Below are 18,491 nucleotides of genomic sequence, written 5' to 3' on the forward strand. Positions count from 1 at the left end.
AGGGACCTCGGCCATCATCCGGCGCATGGCGTATTCGCGCTGAATCTGCTTCTGCCGGGCCTTGAGCTGAGGATCGCCCTCGCTCTGTTTGTATTCCTGCCGGATGTCATATTTGCTCATTTTCAAGGACTGTTCGTACTCATACCACTGGTAGAAATAATCCATAACCCCGATAATTATAAGCACCAGGCCGACTTTTAAAGCCAACTCAAATATCATATTGCTGAGCATTTTCACTATGGCCAGGGGGTCCATATCCACAAAACGCGGAAACAGGTCAAACTGCGTCTTGATGGTGGTATATACGATCCAGCCTACGATAACCACCTTGGCCATCGACTTGCCGAATTCCACCAGGGCGCGTTTGGAGAAGATGCGCTTGAATCCGGACAAAGGGTTGATGCGATCCGGCTTGGGAGATAAGGGTTCAGCGCTGAACACGAATCCCACCTGCATATAAGAAACCAGCAGGGCCGCTAAAAAGGTAGCTCCCATTATGGGCAAACATAACCGGGCCAGGACCAGCACCACTTCTCCCAGCAGGAACCGGGCATACTCCGGGGTAAACTCATACCAGCCCCGGTCCAGCAGATAGGTGGCGGTAAAGTGTTGCAAGGTGGAGACCATATGAGGCAGAGTGGCGAAGGTAACCACCGTTCCTACCGCCAGGATGACTGCCGCATTCAGGTCGCTGCTCTTGAATACCTGGCCTTTTTGCCGGGCCTCTTCCCTTTTTTTGGGGGTGGCCGGTTCCGTCCTTTCCCCGCTGCCCTGATCTTCTGCAAAAAGCTGGAGGTTAAAGCGATACCCGGCAAGCCGTTCATCCATGTCAGTTACCTCATCAAAGCCATGATTCCGTCAATATAGCCGAAAAACCTGGAGAAAAGCAGGTCAAATACCCACAGATATACCGGCAGCATCACCAGCAAACAGCCCAGCCCGATCAGGATCTTTAAGGGCAGCCCCACGATGAATACATTCATCTGCGGCACGGTCCGGGCGATGAATCCCATGGCCACATCAGTGATGAGTATGGCCACCACCAGAGGCGCGGCCACTTTCAAGGCGATCACAAACATTTCCGCACCGATGGAAAACAGGCTTTGATAGAATCCGCTGCCCAGTTTCAGTCCCAAAACCGGGATCACCTGGTAACTCTGGGCCACTGCCTGCAGCAGATAGTGGTGGCCATTGACCGCCAGATAGAACAACAGGGCTACGGTCTGGGTCAGGTTGCCCATCAGGGGAATCTGCATTCCCGATTGGGGATCAATTACATTGACAATGGCAAAGCCCATCTGCATATCCATCAATTGGCCGGCGGTTTGGATTCCGGCAAAGAGCATATAAGCAACCAGGCCAATTGTATAGCCCACCAGGATCTCCAGGACCACCGCCGCCATCATATACAGCGGGTTGGCGATCTCCACCCCGGAGGCAACGGGTAGAAAGTAGGCCATCATGCCGGCCAGGGCCAGGACCAGGAGAATTTTAACCTGCCCCGGCATTTGCCTGCTGCTGAAGATGGGAGCGCTCAGAAACAAGCCGGATATTCTGGCCAGAACCAGGAGAAAGCCAAGGGCGGTAAATCCCATAGAACCCCTCTTTCTAGATGGTCACCATCTGGGGAATGGCCGTCAGCAAATTATGGGTGAAACTCACCAGAATATTGAGCATCCAGGGGCCGAAGATGAGCACCACCAGCAAGACCACTACAATTTTAGGCACAAACACCAGGGTCATTTCCTGAATCTGGGTGGTAGCCTGCAGTATGCTGATTAATAAACCGGTCAATAAGGCTGCGCCGAGAATGGGTGCTGATATAAGCAAGACGGTCAACACAGCTTCATTGGCAATCCCCAGTACAATGTCTTCGTACACTTTTTAAGGACCTCCCATTTATTTGAAACTCAATACCAGTGACTGAATCACCAGATCCCACCCGTCAACCAGGATGAACAGCAATATCTTAAAGGGCAGGGAGATCATCATCGGGGGCAGCATCATCATGCCCATAGACATCAAAGCGCTGGCAACCACCATATCGATCACCAGAAAAGGTATAAAAATAATGAAGCCGATCTGGAAAGCGGTTTTCAATTCACTGATGATAAAGGACGGAATCAGGACATAATTGGGTATATCGCTGAAATTGCGGGGCCGCTCCATTTGGGAAAGGCTGACAAACAGAGCCAGGTCCTTTTCCCGGGTCTGTTTAAACATAAAGCTGCGCAGTGGATCCATACCCTGGGTGAAGGCGGTCTGCTGGTCAATCTCCCCTTTCATGAAGGGCTGCAGGGCATTGTTGTTAACCTCCTGCAATACCGGAGCCATCACAAAAAAGGTCAAAAATAAAGCCAGGCCAATCAGGATCTGATTGGGCGGCATCTGCTGCGTGGCCAGCGAACTGCGCACAAAGGACAATACCACTATGATGCGGGTAAAGGAGGTCAGCATGATCAATATGGCCGGAGCCAGAGAAAGCACGGTCAAAAGCATAACCAGCTGCAGGGCCGATGATAATCCCTGCGGGTCGGCCGGATCCCCCCCGCCGATCTGCAGGTCGATATCAGGCAGCTGTATGGGCTCGGCCAGCGCCGGCTGGGCGAACCACATCACAAGGGCGGCTGCCAGACTCACCGCCGCTGAGGCATATAATAATTTTCTGGTCCTGTTACTCACAATCATCACTGCTTTTCACTTGGATCCCTTCTCGGCGTGGTTGGAAATCATATCCTGTAAACGGCGCGCCTGTTCGGCCATCAACTGGCTGAACTGATTATTGGAACTCCCCGGGCGGCTTCCGGGGGGCAAAGTCTGTCCCAATATCTTCGCCAACGGTCCCGGCTGGGTTTGACGGTCTGACAGAGGCTCCTGACTGATCTCTTCCAGCAGCTTGGCATTGTCAGTCTCAAACAACAGGTTGATGTGGTGTTCGGTGATACCCAGAGCGTAGAGCTTGCCCCCCACTTCGCAGAGTGCTATGCCCCGGTTCTGGCCCAGGATGACTTCGTCCACGATATGGACGTAAACGCCCTGCGATCGCGCCCTGGCGTTTTGGCCCAGATAACGGATCACCCAGCCCGAGGCGGCGATCAAAAGCAGAAGGAAAAACACCAGTTTGACGAATTCCCACCACAGGTTATTCTGCTGCGGGGCATTTTCCTGCCCCTTGTCAAGTTCCTCCTGCACGGCCCCGATGTCGTCTACCGCCCCGGTAATAGGAGCTGACAGCTGTAGGAAAGACAGGGCCAGCAAAATGATCAATAGGCACCGGCCTGCGTTTTTTCCGGTTTTAAGCCTTAGCATCACTGGTTAAAAGCCTTGCCCACCGCTTCCAGCACTCGTTCGGGCTGAAAGGGTTTGACGATAAAATCAATGGCCCCGGCCTGAATGGCATCGATCACCATGGCCTGCTGCCCCATAGCGCTGCACATGATAATACGGGCTTGGGAATCAAAGGCTCTGATCATTTTTACCGCGGCAATGCCGTCCATCTCCGGCATGGTGATGTCCATAGTGACCAGATCGGGCTTAAGATCTTTGTATTTCTCCAGGGCGGTTATCCCGTTTTCCGCCTCCCCGATTACCGCATAGCCGTTCTTGGTCAGGATGTCTTTGATCATCATCCTCATAAAAGCGGCATCGTCCACAATCAACACGTTTTTTGACATAGTGAGCCTCCTCGCCTGTTATTGAAGTTTATTAACCCGGTCAATGGGACTAATGATCGCGGTTATTCTGATCCCATAGTTTTCATCAATGACCACCACCTCGCCCCTGGCGATGAGCTTGCCATTGACAAGCAAGTCAACCGGTTCCCCGGCCATTTTGTCAAGCTGAATGATAGACCCCTGCTGCAGTTCCAGAACCTCTTTGATGGTCTTGCGGGCCTTGCCCAGCTCCACCGATACATCCAGGGGAACATCCATGATAAGGCCGATGTTCTGGGGCATGGAACCCAGAGGAAATTCGTGCAGAGAAGCAAACTGTACCGGCTGCACCGTCAGGGATGCCGGGGTTGGCTTCGGCGGGGGCGGTTCAGCCGCAAACGCCGTCTCAGGACCGGCCGGGCGGTCAGTCCCCAGACTGTCCCGGGCCAGTGCGGCTTCCAGCTGTTCAAAATGATCATCCGTCTCCGGCTCTGGCAATGAACTGTCCGTTTGCTGAGATTCTGACGGGCAGCTGTCACCGGTCAGCATTTCCATCATATGTTTGACCGCTTCGATGGGGGTGATCTGCATGATCTCACTTTCCAGAAGGTTTTCTATCTTCATCTGGAATTTGATGGTAACCAGTTCCTCAAACATGCTGTGTAAACCCAGTTTTTCTTCCCCCAGGTTGACCACCGTCAGCAAGGGCGGGGAAATATCAATACGGGTGTTGAACATGGTGGACAGGCTGGTAGTGGCTGAACCCATCATCTGGTTCATAGCCTCTCCAACCGCGCTTAACTCGATTTCACTGAGACTGCTGCGCCCCGCGCGGGGTTCCATGCCCATCATGAGATCGGCGATCATACCGGCATCCTCGGTTTTAACCACAAACACGTTGGCGCCGTGCAGACCTTCGCGGTACTGCACTTCCACGATCACATAAGGCATGGGGAAATCAGAGCGCAATTGCTCGCGGCTGATTACTTTAACCTCGGGGGTGGTGATGGCTACCTTGCGGTGCAGCAGAGTCGACAGTATAGTCGCTGAGGTGCCCATGGAGATATTGCCGATTTCCCCCAAAGTGTCGCGTTCAAATTCTGTGATCAATTCGGCCGTATTCTGGCCGCTTTTTTTATTCCCGCCCGCCAGGAGAGCATCGATTTCCTGCTGGGACAGAATTCCGTTATTCATCGTCATTTCCCTCCTTCATCACCTGGGAAACTTGCACTGCGTTACGACTTTCATAGATGCCGGGTTTGGCCAGGAATTTGGTTTTTTGGCCAATCGCCACTTCCAGAGGTTCTTTGATATTGCGCTCCAGGGAGATCACGTCGCCTATACCCAGTTCCAACAGATCCCCTACTGTGATGGTGGTTCTCCCCAGGACCACTTTAACGGGAATGAAAGTGTTTTCCAGCTTTTGTTGAATGGCAGCGACATTCTCCGGGCTTCTGGATTTGGTGCTGGTGGAGTAGTAATAATGCACACTCAAGCGATCCATAATAGGTTCCAAAACCAGAAATGGTATGCAGATGTTGATCATGCCCATCACATTTCCCATACGGGCTTCCAGGGAAACCATCATCATTATTTCCGCCGGAGACACCAGCTGCGTAAACTGGGGGTTGGTTTCCATTCTTTCCAGGGATGGACGCAGCTCGATGATCCCTCCCCAGGGTTCTTCAAAATAATCCAACATGCGTTGAACAATGCGTTCTATAACGCTCTGCTCGATTTCGGTCAAACCTCTGACCTTGGGAAGGGTGCTGCCCGGTCCGCCCAGGAGGCGGTCTAAGAAGGCAAAGCCCAGGTTGGGATTGATCTCCATGATGGCATTGCCTTCCAGGGGATATAGTGAAAAAATATTTAATATGGTCGGGTTGGGAATGGAACGGATAAATTCTTCATAACTCAACTGTTCCACTGACAGCACCTCAAGCTGCACCGGGGTGCGCAGTTGAGCCGATAAATAGGTGCCCAGGGAGCGCGCGTAGTTATCGTAAATGACCTGCAGGGTGTGGATCTGATCCTTGGAGAATTTGCTGGGCCTGCGAAAGTCATAAACCCGGATGCGCTTACGGTTTTGCTCTTCTTTCAATTCCTCCGCATTGACCGCCCCGTTGCTCAAGGCTGAAAGCAAAGCGTCAATTTCGTTTTGCGACAGAACTTCACTCACAAAAGACCCTCCCCTTAGGCCTGCTCCAGCTATTGCATGATGAATTTGGTAAAATACACATTCCTTATTACCTCGGCTCCCAGCTTGGCATTGAGCTGCCTGGTTATCTCGGCTTTGAGATTGTCGCGGTTGCGGATATCCAGATCGGCCACGGTTTTGCCCGCAAAAGTGTTGAGAATGGTATCTTTGATCACCGCCATATTCTTATTGACATCCTCTTTTTTCTTTTCGTCGGTCTCGATGGTGACCTCTACCTTCAAAAACCGGGTTCCGTTGACGTCATTGATATTGGTGGTGAACTCTCCCACCGACAGCAAAGCTCCCACTTTCACTTCAGCGCTATCAGCCTTGGGCGGCATAAGCGGAGCCAGGAGGCGGTCCATGATCAAATAGGAAGCGCCCACCGCCACTAGAAAAAACACCATCCCGATTATGATAATTTTGCCGTCAAACCCGGTTTTGGCCTTTTTCTCCAGGCCGTTTTCCTCCGCCATCGCAATTCCTCCTTGCCCGTTCTATTTCTTTAATGTAGTGAAAATGGCGCGCTTTATCTTGATGATCTGGGCGGATATGTGCCGGACGCTTTCTTTGACCACCAGCTTGCGGCCGGTGGTTAAGGTAACGACCGTATCCGGCGTCTCTTCCATCAACTCGATAAGGTCTATATTGACCAACAGTACTTCACCGTTTAAACGGGTTAAATATATCATTTCTCACCTCTGGTCATATGCTCCGGGGGCCTGGCCCCCGGAGCCGCGGCTTATCTCTTCAGATTGACCAATTCTTGCAGCATCTCATCCGAGGTGGTTATCACCCGGGAATTAGCCTGAAAACCCCTCTGGGTGATGATCATATCGGTGAACTCCTCCGATAGGTCGACATTGGACATTTCCAGACTGCTGGGCAGAATGGCGCCCATGCCCTGACTACCGGGCCCGCCGATAGAGGGGTCCCCGGAGTTACTGGATTGCTGGTAGAGGTTGCTTCCCATCTGCAGCAGTCCGGAGGGGTTCTGGAAATTGGCCAGGGCCACCCGGGCCAGGTTCATGATGGCTCCGTTGTCATAGACTCCCTGTATGGTGCCGTCAATGCCGACACTATAGCTCGACAGGCTGCCCATGGAATATCCGTCCTGGTGTTCGACCCAGGCGGACGATTTGGTGTTGAATTGAGTCAAACCGCCGAAATCGATGTCCAGCACCAGGTCATTGGCCCCCTCCTGGGAGCGGTCCACAGTCAATTGCAGTTGGGCGGCTTCAGGCAGGATGATAGCCCCGCCTTCGTCAAACTGCAGGTTGTAGACGCGCAGCATGCGGGTACCGCCGGCAGGGCTCTCTCCGGCAGCAATGTCCAGGGCTTCGAAATCGGCGGCATCATCGTAAGCTTCCATATTCTCAAATTCCGGATCCAGCGATATATCACAGGCCCAGTCGCTTACCGGGGGCGGACCGCTCTCAACCTCATGCTTGAAGAACCTGAAATATAAAGTCACTTCATTCCCCAGTGAATCGTAAACCGTTTTCGAGGTTATGACCGCATTATCGGCTGCAGGGTGCTGCCCGCCGTCGGCGGGGTCGATGTCACTGCCCGCGATTTGCGGAATGGTGAGGGTGGAATTTAAATTGCCTGAGAAGACCACGTTTTCGGTGGCTTTGGGGGCAATGGTTCTAAAGGCTGAAATATCGATATTCCGGGCGGCCTGGACAGTATCGATGATTCCATTGGCGTCCGCCACCCAGCCCTGCACCCGGTAACCATTGCTGGTGCTGACCAGGTAGCCCATGGTGTCAAAGTCGAAGTTCCCGGCCCGGCTGTAATATATCTGCCCGCCGTTGCTGAGCATGAAATAGCCGCTGCCATCGATAGCCATATCTGTAGACTTATTGGTTACAGTTGCCGGAGCCGGGGTATGGATCTGGTCGATACTGCTTATGGTCATCCCCAGGCCGATAGACATGGGGTTGGTGCCGCCCCGGGCGTCGGTGGCCAATGAGGCGCCGCGCATGGTCTGATATAAGGCCTCTTTGAACACCACCCGGCTCTTCTTATAACCCACCGTATTGACGTTGGCGATATTGTTGCCTATTATGTCCATTCGGGTCTGATGGTTTTTCAAACCGGACACGCCCGAATACATTGATCGCATCATGTTTTTCATGACCTCCTTTAAAGAGCGTTACTTGTGGATGCTTCCATCGCTCCGCATCCAGGGCTTCCTGAGAGGTCCAGCCCTAAATGATGACTGCACTGTCAATGTTGGTAAATACGTTTTGTTTGATGCTCTGATCATCCACCGCGGTTATCACGGTATTATTCTTGACGCTGACCACCAGAGCGAGACGATCCATTATGATCAGGGAATCCCGGGAGCCCTTTTGGCGAGCCTGGGTAACCGCGTTCTGGATCCGGTCCACATCCTCTTTGGACAATTGGATGTTGCGCGACTGCAGGCGTTCCTGGGCATGCTTGGAAAATTTCAGCCCGCGGCCGATCTCTTTTTCCAACAGCTTTTCAAACCCCGCAGAGCCGGTCTTGCCCGGACCGGGCTGAACGTTTTTCTTACCCAGCGGCTGTATGGGTTGGGTTGGGAATAATGGACCCTCAATCATGGGATTCCTCCGTTTCGACTCCGAGCTGTTTCAGCAGCTGATCCAGTTTGTCCAGGATCTGGCTGTAATAAGCGGTTTCCATGCCTACCACCGAACCACCCAGTTCAATCACCGCCTCCATGCTCACCTCCTGGCCTTGAATCACCAGATAAGGAGTGCCCTGGCGCATAATCACCGAGTCCACGATGCCAACCGTGCTTTGCAGCTCTTCGTTCTCATCCAGATAGAGGTAGGCCACCTCCCGTCCCACCATCTGTCCGGCTTGCTGCATCATCATGCTGGGCAGCCAGCGGTTATTGATGGTGTCGGCCAGGCCGGTCATGGTGCTGTTCAGATTCTGCATCTGTTCAAGCGAGCTGAACGTGGCCATCTGTGAGATAAATTCCTTGTCCTCCATGGGCTGAAGCGGATTCTGATAGCGCAATTCCGTAACCAGCAGTTTGAGGAAGTCGTCTTTATCCATAATGGATTTATTGGATTTAGCGGCGGTTTGAGCCGTGTTATTGGCTGCGGCCGCAGTAGCTTCTACTGTCATCTGATCACCTCCTAAACCAATATGTTCATCTCACCGTCAGCAGAGTATCCATAAAGAGCTTCAATCTCCGGGCCTGCTATACCCGCAGTCTCCATTTCCAACGGCAGGGCTTCCTCCCCGTCCAGGTTGGAACGATGGCCTAAATTGCGCTGATTGCCCCAATTGTCCCGGTTCCAGTCGCTCATGCCGCTGAAATCCTGTTGATTGCCGACCTGTACTTCAACCTCGGTGCGGTCTACTTTCAGCCCCTGGTTTTCCAGGTTCTGGCGCAGATGAGTAAGGTTTGACTCCAGCATTTGCTTGACCTGATGGTTGTCGGTGATAAACCGGGCCGTGACCAGTCCGTCTTCAACCAGCACTTTGATGGACAATTTCCCCAGCGAATCCGGTTTCAGATCGATATTCATCTCCGAACTGCTCAGTTTTACCATCAGTTTGGCCCGCTCCACGATCTGATCGAACAGCTCCTGGGTTTGGGCCGGGTTGTGAAGAGCCTTGCCGGAATTGTCCGGGGCGCCGATAATTACCCGGGTTGCGCCCGGGGTTTCCCGGGTGTTTACCAACAGGGAGGGATCCGCATCCGCTTCGGTTGAAACCGCGGCATGCCCGGCGGAGGTTGTAATGCCCTCCGGCAGCTGGGCCGCGTTGAGGCGGCGGCTCTCGAAATCCAGCAGTTTCCTGGCCTGCCCCGGGTTGCTCTCCGCTGTTTCCTGGGGGGCGGCTACATCCTGATGCACTTTCAGCTTGAGCAGGACCTGGTTCTTATGACTTAATAGCATCATTTTGAACCTTTCCCTGCCATCATGCCCGGCCGCGCTGTTTTTATGGCTTTCAGCCTCCGCACCGCCGGAATTGTTCAGGAACTCTTCGCCTTCCAGAGGGGCGGCGGTCTGAACCGGGCCGGAACTGGCTGTTGCCGCACCGCTTGCACCCGCTGCGCCGGACTGCTGAGCATCACGGCCCTGTATCTTGCCGGGCGTCTCCGCGGGCAAGACCGGCAATGCCTCAGCCGGTTGCTGTACTTCACCGCCCGCATCCGGGTTGATTGTCTCCGGGGCTGAATCCGGGACGGTCAGGGCATCGGCGCACAAGCTCTCCCCGTCCGGGAGCGGAGCGGCCATTGCCTCAGCGGGACTTGATGCGGTTTGCGGCTCTGAAGCCCTGGGTTCTGCGGCCTTGTGCCGGGGCTTATCGCTATGGGATCGGGCTTTCATGAGCTGATGCTTAAAGGCTCTTTTCCCATTAAGCTGAGCGGAAGCCGCTTCGCTTTTGTTCCTTGCGGATGGAGCGGGCTTCTCCGCTTTGGCCGCTACTACCTGGTTTACGCTGCATTGCAATATACTTTCACCTCCTTTCTTCAGATTCAGGGGTCGGAATAAGGCGTCTCGGCCGCTATTTGAAACACCTTACGCCCACACCCGACGCTTACGGCTCCGTCACCAGCATCTTGGAGGCAACGGCGGCGGCCCGGTCACGATTCATAAAAGGCAGAATCTCGGCTGCGGTTTCTTTTTCCATAGCGGAGAGAATGCCGATAATATCATCATCTTTTAAACGGGACAGGATGTCGGCGGCATCTTTAGCCTTCATATTGGCGAAATAAGGCGCCATATCTTTATAAGCCGCCGTTTTGGCCGCGGCCCCGGATTTCAGGTTGAGGACCTCCTGGTTCAAGCGGGCTACCTCTTCCTTTAAGCGGGCTTCACTGTCCTGGCTCTGCATAAGGGCGGTCTCAGCGGCCGACAGGCTGGCCTGTAGCTCGTTGATCTCGGCTTGCTGTTCCGCCAGGTTCTGTTCCAGCTGTACCAGCTCGGCAGGGCTGCCTTTATCCGGAGTTTTCTCCCCGCCTGAAGCCGGACTCATCCCGGGCAGATTCTGCAGGGCCGGCGGAGCCGTCAAGACCCCCAGGGCGACCAAAAAATACCAGCCGGCCGACAGGGCCGCCAAGACCAGTAGGCCCAGGCCCAATAATTTAACTGTCTTTAAACTATTCGTCATTGACAGACTCCTGCTTTACACCTTGTTGAGATTTTTCCGAAAATGACCCGCCACGGCCAGTTCATCTATGACCTTTTGCTCTTGCTGCTGCGCTTCTTTCCGGTATTCTTCAAATTGACGCTGCTTCAGCTTTTCCAGGGTGCTGGTTTCCCGGGCCTGCTCGAACAGCTTGACGCGCATGGTGTCCACTACGGATTCCGCTTCGTGCAAATGGCTTTGCACCTCATTTTTGCGCATGTGCAAAACCGGCAGATACTGGCGGCGGGCCAGCAGGTAAGAAAACGGGGCCGGGTCGCTTGTTTCCCTGATGCTGCTCTCAATGGCCTGCACCCGGTCTGCCAGCTGGTTGAGCTCTTGGGCGATTTCATCGCGCACCTGCAGGCTGGCCTGCAGGTTCTCACGGGCAATGTCCTTCTGCAGTGTGGAGATATCCAGTTTGGTTTGCAGCCTAAAATCAAAAGCTTTCATTATTTATCCCTGCCTGTCGGCGATATTTTGCAAGGCCGTATAAGTATCCGGGAATAGGGCCTCTTCATGAATATCCTGGCGCAAAAAGGTCTGGCATTGCTCAATGACGGTTATGGCCCGGTCTATGCGCGGGTTGGCGCCTTCCTTATAGGCCCCGATGTCGATTAAGTCCCGGGCCTCCTCGTAAGTGGCCAGAACACTGCGAAAATAATTGGCCACCCGCATGTGCTGGTCGTCGACCAGGTCGATCATGACCCGGCTGATACTCTGCAGTATATCAATAGCCGGGTAGATATTCTGCGCAGCGATGTTTCTGCTCAAAACAATATGCCCGTCCACAATGCCCCTCACCGCGTCGGTGATGGGCTCATTGATATCATCGCCCTCCACCAGGACCGAGTAAAGTCCGGTTATACTGCCCCGGGCCGCGGTTCCGGCCCGCTCCAGGAGTTTGGGCAGCAGCGCGAAAACCGAGGGGGTAAAGCCCCGGGTGGCCGGCGGCTCACCGATGGCCAGGCCTACTTCACGCTGCGCCAGCGCAAAACGGGTCAAAGAATCCATCAATAAAAGCACGTCAAGGCCCTGGTCGCGGAAATATTCAGCTATGCTGGTAGCCACGAAGGCTCCTTTCAGCCGCACCAGGGCCGGTTGATCGGAGGTGGCCACTACTACCACGGATCGGGCCAGCCCTTCCGTTCCCAGGTCCTTCTCCAAAAATTCCCTGACCTCGCGGCCGCGCTCCCCGATCAGGGCGATGACGATGATGTCAGCCGCCGTATTTCTCGCTGTCATGCCGATCAAGGTGCTTTTTCCCACCCCGCTGCCGGCAAAGATGCCAATCCGCTGCCCGCGCCCCACCGTATTCAGCCCGTCAATGGCCCTGACCCCCACCGGCAGGACTTCCTTGATGCGGGATCTCTCCATGGGGTTGGGGGGCTGATTCATGACCGGATAGGTGGCTTCTGCCTTGATTCGGCCTTTACCGTCGATGGGCTGCCCCAGACCGTCCAAGACCCGGCCCTGCAAGTCCATACCCACTTTTACCTGCAGGGTTTTGCCGGTGGCGATCAATTCACTCCCCGGGCCGATCCCTTCCACTTCGCCCAGCGGCATCAGCAGGATGCGGTCATTTTTGAATCCCACCACTTCCGCAGAAGTTAGGGGATGATTAGCATAATTGCTGCGGATGAAACACAACTCACCCAGGCTCAAGCGCGGGCCAACCGCTTCCAGCGTAAGGCCGATGGCCTGTGATATCCTGCCCTTGACCAGACACAACTGGGCCTTGTCGACGGTTTGCAGATGTCTGGTGAAAACTGCCCGGTCAATCATCGCCGCTCACTTCCCGCAGGAGCTGTTCCATATTATCCAGACGGGTCTCCAGGCGGGCATCGATCATCCCCACTTCGCTTTCCAACGTACACCCGCCCGCACTGATGCGATGATCGGCCACTGCCTTGACTTGGATCATCCCTTGATTGGCGTCGCTGTATAGCCCTGATCCGATCTCCTCCAGCACCTGGTCCAATTCAGCGGGATTAACGTGCACGGTTATATTGTCGGGACTGTCCAGCAAAGCGGTGGCGTCGCGAATCACGCCGAGGATAACGTCGGGGTTGGTCGCCAGCTCTGCCGCCACCACCTTTCTGGCGATCGCCATAGATAGGCGCAAAATATCGGCTTCGCAGTCCCGTATGGTTTGCAGCTTCTGCGCCCGGGCATTCTCCACCAGGGAGCGGCTTTCTTCTTCGGCCCGGGCCTTTAAAGCGGCCGTCTCCAGCCTGGCCTGCTCCAGCCCGTCCCGGTAGCCGTCTTTAAGAGCCTTTTCTTTCATTTCATGGGCGGCTTGAGAAGCCTGTATCTGCATGATCTCCGCTTCATCCCGGGCCGCCGCCATAATGGCCCCGGACTCCTCCCGGGCTTTTTCCAGGAGGTCAACGATCATGGCTTCGGTTTCCTGCAAGACTTTCTGGCTTTCCAACCGCAAGTACTCAAACTGCTCCCGGTCTTCCTCCCGGGGCCTTTCCGCTGAATGGGTCTGGGGAGGGGCGGTTTCCAACAGACCTATCCCCGCCAGCTCAATCAGCCTGGGATTGGAGCGCTGCAATGCACTGCCTTTGATAATGTTAGACAATGATTTCATCTCCTCCGCCGCGGGCCACCACTATTTCTCCGGTTTCTTCAAGGCGACGAATCACATTGACAATGCGCTGCTGCGCTTCTTCAACGTCTCTCAAGCGGACCGGCCCCATAAATTCAATATCTTCTTTCAACATATCAGCAGCCCGGGTGGACATATTGCTGAAAATTTTGTGGGATACCTCGGTACTGCTGCCTTTGAGCGCCATAGACAGGTCTTGGGATTCCACATCGCGCAGAAAGCGCTGAATGGAACGGTCATCAATCGTGACTATATCTTCAAACACAAACATCAGTTTCTTGATCTGTTCGGCCAATTCCGGATCCTGAACCTCCAGCGCCTCCATGATGGTTTTTTCCGTGCCTCTGTCGACCAGATTGAGGATCTGAACCACCGATCTGACGCCGCCGGCGCTGGCCAGCTCCTGAGGGCCGATGGTGGACAGTTTGCGCTCCAGGACATTCTCCACCTCTTTAATGATCTCCGGCGAAGTGGTATCCATGATGGCAATTCGCTTGGCCACTTCGGCCTGACGCTCCGGGGGCAGAGCGCCAAGTATGCTGGAGGCTTTATCCGGCTCCAGATAAGCCAGTATCAAGGCGATGGTCTGGGGGTGCTCGCCCTGGATAAAATTGAGCAGCTGGGCGGGTTCGGTTTTGCGCATGAAATCAAACGGCCTGACCTGTAAAGAGGCCGAAATGCGCGAAATAATCTCAGTCGTCTTTTCTTCGCCGTAAGCTTTTTCCAGGATCTCCTTGGCATAGGCGATGCCACCCTGGCTGATGAAATGCCGGGCCAGGCACATTTCAAAGAACTCGCGAAAAATTTCGTCCATGCGTTCCGAAGATATCTGGCGTATATTGGCGATTTCCAGGGTCAACTGTTCTATTTCTTCTTCACTCATATATTTGAAGATCTGAGCTGATTTTTCGGGACCCAGAAAAATCAGAAAATTGGCAGCCTTCTGCCTGCCGCTTAAAGTCTTTCTGGCTACCATGGCTTTCACCTCTAACCTTCCAGCAGCCAGGACTTGATTACCTGGGCTGCATTTTCAGGATTGCTTTGCACCAATTTGTCGATCTCTTCTTTGATCTTCTGGCTTTCACGGTCGGCGGGCGTCATGTTTTTATCAATCAGCTTCTCCAGACTGATTTCTTCGTCCGCCACCGCCTCGAAACCGCTCAGGGGCACGCCGGCTTCAACCTGTGGAACCCTGTTTTTGCCCCTCATGCTCAAAAACACTGCCAGACAGGCCAGCAGGCCCGCTGCGGCCAGAGCCCAGGGCATCCACCCGCTGTTCAGCAGCTGGCCGACCGTACCGGGGACGGCTGCTTCCGGCACAGGCTGGGGATGAAAATCGATAAAGGCCACCGATATGTTTTCTTCCAGGCTGACATTCTCGTTGTCCCGATTTTCTCGCAGTCCGCAGGCGGTTGCCACAATATTGCGAACCGTATTTATTTTTTCCGCTTCAGTCGACCCCAGTTTCAGCCCCTGAGTGGCCGCATTATTTACCAGGACCGAAATGGTGAGGTAATCGTATTTGACCTCGCCCGGAGCATAGCGGGTGACGGTTTCAGTTTTATCAATCTCGTAATTGCGAGAAGTCTGGGATTTGTCATAAGATCCCTGAGTGCTGTCGACCTCGGTGTATTGCGGTATATTGTTGTCCGTTCCCGGAGCCGCCGCAGCAGAAGGCGTAGTGCCGGACTCTTTGATGATCTCCTCGCTGCGAATGAAGGCCCCTTCGGGATCATGATTGTAGGTCTCGGTGCGCTCCTCACGGTCGTTGAAGTTGAGTTCAGCGTTGACGCGAACCACGGCATTGTCTATGCCCAGGGTTTTGTCCAGCATGGTTTGAATGGCGGTCTGTTTTTCTTTTTCGTATTCCTTTTTCAGAGCCATCTGCATCTGCAGCTGTGATGAGGCCGCCAGGCTCTCCTGGGGCAGGACATCTGACAAGAGCGTGCCGTATTGGTCGACGATGACCACGTTCTCGGCGGTAAGCCGCTCTACGCTGTTGGCTACCAGATTGGTCACCGCCTGGACTTCTTGAGGACTCAGGCTCTGGCCGGGCTCGGTATTTATGACTACCGAAGCCTTGGCGGGTTCGTCCTGTTCAGAAAATAAGGATTGCTCGGGGAGGGCCAGGTTGACCTTGGCGGCTTTTACCTTTTCCAGGCGCTGGATGGTGCGGGCCAGTTCCCCTTGCAAGGCTTCCAGATATTTAACCCGCTTATCGGTCTGGGTTTCGCCGAAATTGGTACTCTGCCGAAAAAGTTCAAAACCCGATTCACCCTGGGGCAGGTTTTGCTCGGCCAGTTTCAGGCGGGTATTGTACTTGGCTTCAGCGGGAACCAGTATGGTCTGGCCGTTGTCCTCCAGCTGGTATGGGGTTCCCAGTTCTCCTAATTTGGCTACTATGGCTGCGGCGTCCTTGTCGCTAAGTTGCGTATAGAGCGGTTCATAATCGACCCGGGTGACATTCACCCAGGCTACGGCTGCAATACAAATCACTAAAGCGATTAAACCGACACTGAGGACTTTGCGGTTCAGGCTCATCTCCGCCCAAAGTCCTCTTGCGCCAGCGGCAAGCTGCCTGGCGCTGTTCAAAAAGGTTTCCATCTATCTTTTTTCTCCCCTGCCTGTTTACATCTGCATGCGCATGATTTCCTGATAGGACTCTACCAGGCGGTTGCGTATTTCAATGGTAAGCTGCAAAGCCAGATTGGCTTTTTCATAGGCAATCATGGTGTTATGCAAAAAATCCTCACTTCCCAGGGCTAATTGCTGCGCGCTCAGCGAGGCCTCCTGCTGCAGGCTGTCCACCCTGCCCAGGGCCTCTTGCAGGCTGTTCCAGAAACTGCCGCCCTGTCCCGGGGCAGCCTGAGGTCTGACTTCGCCCGGGGCGGCCGCAGGAGATAACACATTCAGATCAATGGGGTTTATGGCCATCAGGGATCACTCCTCTATCTGCCGATGTTCAACGCCCGGGCGGCCATGGCCCGGGTGGCTTCGATAACCTTGGCATTCGCCTCATAAGCCCGGGTGGCCGATATCATGTTGACCATTTCCTCAACCATGTTGACATTGGGGTAAGTGACATAGCCCTGTTCATCCGCATCGGGATGACCCGGCTCGTAAACCTTCTTGAAGGGGGCTTCATCATCATTGAGCGAATGAATCGCGCTTACTCTGACCCCGCCTCCGCCAGATTCCAGGCTGCTTTTTAATATAGCGGCAAAACTGCCCTTCACCGCGCTGCCAGGACGGGCTTCGAACAAAACCACCTGGCGGCGATAAGGCCCGGTCCCCCCCGCGACCCGGGTGGTCTCGGCATTGGCCATATTGTTGGCAATGGTGTCCAAGCGCAATCTCTGGGCCGTTAAACCGCTGGCACTGATGTCGATGCCATCGAGAAAACTCATGTTTTACCCCCTTCCGGTAATGGCCAGGCGCAGCAAGCGAATCTCATTGCTCATGCTCTGACTAAGGGCTTCGTATAAGAGGTTGTTCTTAGTCAAACCCGCCATTTCCGCGTCAATGTCCACGTTGTTGCCGTCATTGCGGTAGGATGAGTCGGTGATTTGATCGACCACTATAGTATCCAACGCGCCCGTCCGCGCCGCCCGGCCTTGAATATGCCTGGGATCGGTAGTCGTCAGCCGTTTGTCCCCGGGTCCTAAAAGCCAGGCCTTGCGCATGTTTTTGGCAAAGAGCACCTCGCTGCGTTTAAATCCCGGCGTATCCACGTTAGCTATATTATCGGCCGTGACTTCTTTAGCACGCCAGGTGATGTCCATTGCCCTATTTAATAGGGACTGAGTTCCTGAATTGAATACCCGGCTGAGCAATTTATCACCCCTTTTTGTATTATCCAAGCTAAAGCAATGCTTCTACTCGACTCAACAAAATTCCTGCAATTATTAGCAGAAACATCACATAAATCCGTAATTTTACAAAAGTTTTACGACTTGGTTATATACTCAGAAATTACAATTAGCAGCCATGCCTTGCGGGGTTTGCTTTTCCGGTGCAGAAAAAAAGAATAAGGACTGGGAAATTAGGCTTACTTTTGTCGAAGCCCAACCTCCAGCCCTTGTGTTTCCCGGTCTTACAGGACTATTTTCTCAGTTCCTCAAAAAGGTAATCGTTCAGTACCTTGATATAGGTGCCTTTCATGCCCAGGGAGCGCGACTCAATAACCCCCGCGCTCTCGAACTTCCTTAAGGCGCTCACGATGACCGAGCGTGTGATCCCCACTTTATCCGCGATGCGGCTGGCTACCAGCAAACCTTCGGTGCCGTTCAACTCGGCGATGATATGCTCGATGGCGCCTTTTTCCGAGTAAGACAGTGTGGCCAGGGCGATCTGCACCGAGGCCTTCTTGCGGGCCTGCTCTTCTACTCGCTCCGAGGTCATGCGCATGATTTCATTGGCCACCACAATAGCCCCGTACTCGGCCAGGACGATGTCCTCTTCCGTAAATTTACTGGCGTTATCCCGCACCAGTATCAAGGTGCCGATGCGCTTGGCGCCTCCAAATACCGGGGTAATGGACCAGACGCGGTCTGAACACTCACAGTCCCCGTTGTTGTAGTTAAAAATGCATTTGCGCCCCTTTTCCAGAACCACATTGGTCTGGGTCTCCTGTATATTGGTGAACTCCTGGTTAAAGCTCTCCGGGAAGCGCTCGGCATGGTAAATCAGCTTTTGGATATCAGCACAAGCGGTATCGGGGTGAAAGGCGTATCCCGCGATCTGTCCGCGGCGGCCCACTATGAAGACGCTGCACTCCAGGTTAAGTGAAAGCACTTCACAGATCTCATAGAAATTGACCGGGTTGCCTCCGATTTTCTGCAGAGACCTGTTAATGGAGCGCGATTTCTCTAAAAGCGTTCTGCCCATA

At 54.0% G+C, this 18,491-nt stretch carries 24 protein-coding genes; all 24 read right to left on the bottom strand.

All coding sequences use genetic code 11. The features are described 5' to 3' along the window. Positions 1–828, bottom strand: an 828-nt coding sequence (locus B2633_RS00015; protein ID WP_483168480.1) for an EscU/YscU/HrcU family type III secretion system export apparatus switch protein, incomplete at its 3' end; no start/stop codon positions are given. 5 nt (positions 829–833) lie between these two features. Beyond that, a complete protein-coding gene (fliR, locus tag B2633_RS00020; protein WP_483168482.1) occupies positions 834–1,595 on the bottom strand; it encodes a flagellar biosynthetic protein FliR in 762 nt (253 codons plus the stop codon). A gap of 13 nt (positions 1,596–1,608) precedes the next feature. Then, positions 1,609–1,881 (bottom strand): flagellar biosynthesis protein FliQ, encoded by a 273-nt coding sequence (gene fliQ, locus B2633_RS00025; protein WP_481040074.1) that lies wholly within the window; start codon positions 1,879–1,881, stop codon positions 1,609–1,611. Between the two features lie 18 nt (positions 1,882–1,899). Next, positions 1,900–2,688, bottom strand: a complete 789-nt coding sequence (gene fliP, locus B2633_RS00030) for a flagellar type III secretion system pore protein FliP (protein ID WP_483168483.1) — start codon at positions 2,686–2,688, stop codon at positions 1,900–1,902. 9 nt (positions 2,689–2,697) lie between these two features. Continuing rightward, positions 2,698–3,267: a flagellar biosynthetic protein FliO gene (locus B2633_RS00035; protein WP_483168485.1), complete on the bottom strand. Its 570-nt coding sequence runs from the start codon at positions 3,265–3,267 to the stop codon at positions 2,698–2,700. 41 nt (positions 3,268–3,308) lie between these two features. Beyond that, positions 3,309–3,674 carry a response regulator gene (locus B2633_RS00040; protein ID WP_483168486.1) on the bottom strand — a complete coding sequence of 122 codons (366 nt, stop codon included), beginning with the start codon at positions 3,672–3,674 and terminating at the stop codon, positions 3,309–3,311. Between the two features lie 18 nt (positions 3,675–3,692). Beyond that, the gene (fliY, locus tag B2633_RS00045) at positions 3,693–4,847 is read right to left on the bottom strand and encodes a flagellar motor switch phosphatase FliY (RefSeq protein ID WP_483168488.1); all 1,155 of its coding nucleotides are present in this window, start codon (positions 4,845–4,847) and stop codon (positions 3,693–3,695) included. Next, the gene (gene fliM, locus B2633_RS00050; protein ID WP_483168489.1) at positions 4,840–5,832 is read right to left on the bottom strand and encodes a flagellar motor switch protein FliM; all 993 of its coding nucleotides are present in this window, start codon (positions 5,830–5,832) and stop codon (positions 4,840–4,842) included. The genes fliY and fliM overlap by 8 nt, the downstream gene beginning before the upstream one ends. A 29-nt stretch (positions 5,833–5,861) precedes the next feature. After that, positions 5,862–6,326 (bottom strand): flagellar basal body-associated FliL family protein, encoded by a 465-nt coding sequence (locus B2633_RS00055; protein ID WP_483168490.1) that lies wholly within the window; start codon positions 6,324–6,326, stop codon positions 5,862–5,864. Positions 6,327–6,347: 21 nt separating this feature from the next. Continuing rightward, the gene (locus B2633_RS00060; protein WP_483168491.1) at positions 6,348–6,542 is read right to left on the bottom strand and encodes a flagellar FlbD family protein; all 195 of its coding nucleotides are present in this window, start codon (positions 6,540–6,542) and stop codon (positions 6,348–6,350) included. A 50-nt stretch (positions 6,543–6,592) separates the two neighbouring features. Continuing rightward, positions 6,593–7,981 carry a flagellar hook protein FlgE gene (locus B2633_RS00065; RefSeq protein WP_483168492.1) on the bottom strand — a complete coding sequence of 463 codons (1,389 nt, stop codon included), beginning with the start codon at positions 7,979–7,981 and terminating at the stop codon, positions 6,593–6,595. Between the two features lie 82 nt (positions 7,982–8,063). Then, the gene (locus B2633_RS00070) at positions 8,064–8,441 is read right to left on the bottom strand and encodes a TIGR02530 family flagellar biosynthesis protein (RefSeq protein ID WP_483168493.1); all 378 of its coding nucleotides are present in this window, start codon (positions 8,439–8,441) and stop codon (positions 8,064–8,066) included. Further along, positions 8,434–8,976: a flagellar hook capping FlgD N-terminal domain-containing protein gene (locus tag B2633_RS00075; RefSeq protein ID WP_481040094.1), complete on the bottom strand. Its 543-nt coding sequence runs from the start codon at positions 8,974–8,976 to the stop codon at positions 8,434–8,436. Before B2633_RS00075 ends, B2633_RS00070 begins: the two co-directional genes overlap by 8 nt. An 11-nt stretch (positions 8,977–8,987) precedes the next feature. Next, entirely contained in the window at positions 8,988–10,313 is a 1,326-nt protein-coding gene (locus tag B2633_RS00080) for a flagellar hook-length control protein FliK (RefSeq protein ID WP_483168495.1), read from the bottom strand. Positions 10,314–10,401: 88 nt separating this feature from the next. After that, a complete protein-coding gene (locus tag B2633_RS00085; RefSeq protein WP_483168496.1) occupies positions 10,402–10,974 on the bottom strand; it encodes a MotE family protein in 573 nt (190 codons plus the stop codon). A gap of 15 nt (positions 10,975–10,989) precedes the next feature. Next, a complete protein-coding gene (gene fliJ, locus B2633_RS00090) occupies positions 10,990–11,442 on the bottom strand; it encodes a flagellar export protein FliJ (protein ID WP_483168497.1) in 453 nt (150 codons plus the stop codon). Between the two features lie 3 nt (positions 11,443–11,445). Continuing rightward, on the bottom strand, positions 11,446–12,774 hold the full coding sequence (fliI, locus tag B2633_RS00095) for a flagellar protein export ATPase FliI (RefSeq protein WP_483168498.1): 1,329 nt from the start codon (positions 12,772–12,774) through the stop codon (positions 11,446–11,448). Next, positions 12,767–13,576 carry a FliH/SctL family protein gene (locus B2633_RS00100; protein ID WP_483168499.1) on the bottom strand — a complete coding sequence of 270 codons (810 nt, stop codon included), beginning with the start codon at positions 13,574–13,576 and terminating at the stop codon, positions 12,767–12,769. The genes fliI and B2633_RS00100 overlap by 8 nt, the downstream gene beginning before the upstream one ends. Then, positions 13,569–14,579 (bottom strand): flagellar motor switch protein FliG, encoded by a 1,011-nt coding sequence (fliG, locus tag B2633_RS00105; RefSeq protein ID WP_483168561.1) that lies wholly within the window; start codon positions 14,577–14,579, stop codon positions 13,569–13,571. Before fliG ends, B2633_RS00100 begins: the two co-directional genes overlap by 8 nt. An 11-nt stretch (positions 14,580–14,590) precedes the next feature. Then, positions 14,591–16,207, bottom strand: coding sequence for a flagellar basal-body MS-ring/collar protein FliF (gene fliF / locus B2633_RS00110; RefSeq protein ID WP_483168500.1), 1,617 nt, complete (start codon positions 16,205–16,207; stop codon positions 14,591–14,593). 24 nt (positions 16,208–16,231) lie between these two features. Next, a complete protein-coding gene (gene fliE, locus B2633_RS00115; RefSeq protein WP_481040108.1) occupies positions 16,232–16,537 on the bottom strand; it encodes a flagellar hook-basal body complex protein FliE in 306 nt (101 codons plus the stop codon). Positions 16,538–16,551: 14 nt separating this feature from the next. Further along, positions 16,552–17,010 (bottom strand): flagellar basal body rod protein FlgC, encoded by a 459-nt coding sequence (gene flgC / locus B2633_RS00120; protein WP_483168501.1) that lies wholly within the window; start codon positions 17,008–17,010, stop codon positions 16,552–16,554. Positions 17,011–17,013: 3 nt separating this feature from the next. Beyond that, the gene (flgB, locus tag B2633_RS00125) at positions 17,014–17,463 is read right to left on the bottom strand and encodes a flagellar basal body rod protein FlgB (RefSeq protein WP_483168502.1); all 450 of its coding nucleotides are present in this window, start codon (positions 17,461–17,463) and stop codon (positions 17,014–17,016) included. Positions 17,464–17,704: 241 nt separating this feature from the next. After that, on the bottom strand, positions 17,705–18,490 hold the full coding sequence (gene codY, locus B2633_RS00130; RefSeq protein WP_483168503.1) for a GTP-sensing pleiotropic transcriptional regulator CodY: 786 nt from the start codon (positions 18,488–18,490) through the stop codon (positions 17,705–17,707). Between the last annotated feature and the right edge of the window lies 1 nt (position 18,491).

The organism is Syntrophomonas sp. UBA1041 (genome assembly GCF_002316705.1).
Classification (GTDB): domain Bacteria; phylum Bacillota; class Syntrophomonadia; order Syntrophomonadales; family Syntrophomonadaceae; genus DTU019.

Coding starts and splice junctions, on each gene's coding strand:
- codY (WP_483168503.1), bottom strand. CDS start 18,490: ATGGGCAGAACGCTTTTAGAGAAATCGCGCTCCATTAACAGGTCTCTG.
- fliP (WP_483168483.1), bottom strand. CDS start 2,688: ATGATTGTGAGTAACAGGACCAGAAAATTATTATATGCCTCAGCGGCG.
- fliI (WP_483168498.1), bottom strand. CDS start 12,774: ATGATTGACCGGGCAGTTTTCACCAGACATCTGCAAACCGTCGACAAG.
- B2633_RS00055 (WP_483168490.1), bottom strand. CDS start 6,326: ATGGCGGAGGAAAACGGCCTGGAGAAAAAGGCCAAAACCGGGTTTGAC.
- fliY (WP_483168488.1), bottom strand. CDS start 4,847: ATGAATAACGGAATTCTGTCCCAGCAGGAAATCGATGCTCTCCTGGCG.
- B2633_RS00040 (WP_483168486.1), bottom strand. CDS start 3,674: ATGTCAAAAAACGTGTTGATTGTGGACGATGCCGCTTTTATGAGGATG.
- B2633_RS00065 (WP_483168492.1), bottom strand. CDS start 7,981: ATGATGCGATCAATGTATTCGGGCGTGTCCGGTTTGAAAAACCATCAG.
- fliG (WP_483168561.1), bottom strand. CDS start 14,579: ATGGTAGCCAGAAAGACTTTAAGCGGCAGGCAGAAGGCTGCCAATTTT.
- B2633_RS00070 (WP_483168493.1), bottom strand. CDS start 8,441: ATGATTGAGGGTCCATTATTCCCAACCCAACCCATACAGCCGCTGGGT.
- fliJ (WP_483168497.1), bottom strand. CDS start 11,442: ATGAAAGCTTTTGATTTTAGGCTGCAAACCAAACTGGATATCTCCACA.
- fliR (WP_483168482.1), bottom strand. CDS start 1,595: ATGGGATTTACCGCCCTTGGCTTTCTCCTGGTTCTGGCCAGAATATCC.
- flgC (WP_483168501.1), bottom strand. CDS start 17,010: ATGAGTTTTCTCGATGGCATCGACATCAGTGCCAGCGGTTTAACGGCC.
- B2633_RS00060 (WP_483168491.1), bottom strand. CDS start 6,542: ATGATATATTTAACCCGTTTAAACGGTGAAGTACTGTTGGTCAATATA.
- fliE (WP_481040108.1), bottom strand. CDS start 16,537: ATGGCCATAAACCCCATTGATCTGAATGTGTTATCTCCTGCGGCCGCC.
- B2633_RS00075 (WP_481040094.1), bottom strand. CDS start 8,976: ATGACAGTAGAAGCTACTGCGGCCGCAGCCAATAACACGGCTCAAACC.
- B2633_RS00085 (WP_483168496.1), bottom strand. CDS start 10,974: ATGACGAATAGTTTAAAGACAGTTAAATTATTGGGCCTGGGCCTACTG.
- fliF (WP_483168500.1), bottom strand. CDS start 16,207: ATGGAAACCTTTTTGAACAGCGCCAGGCAGCTTGCCGCTGGCGCAAGA.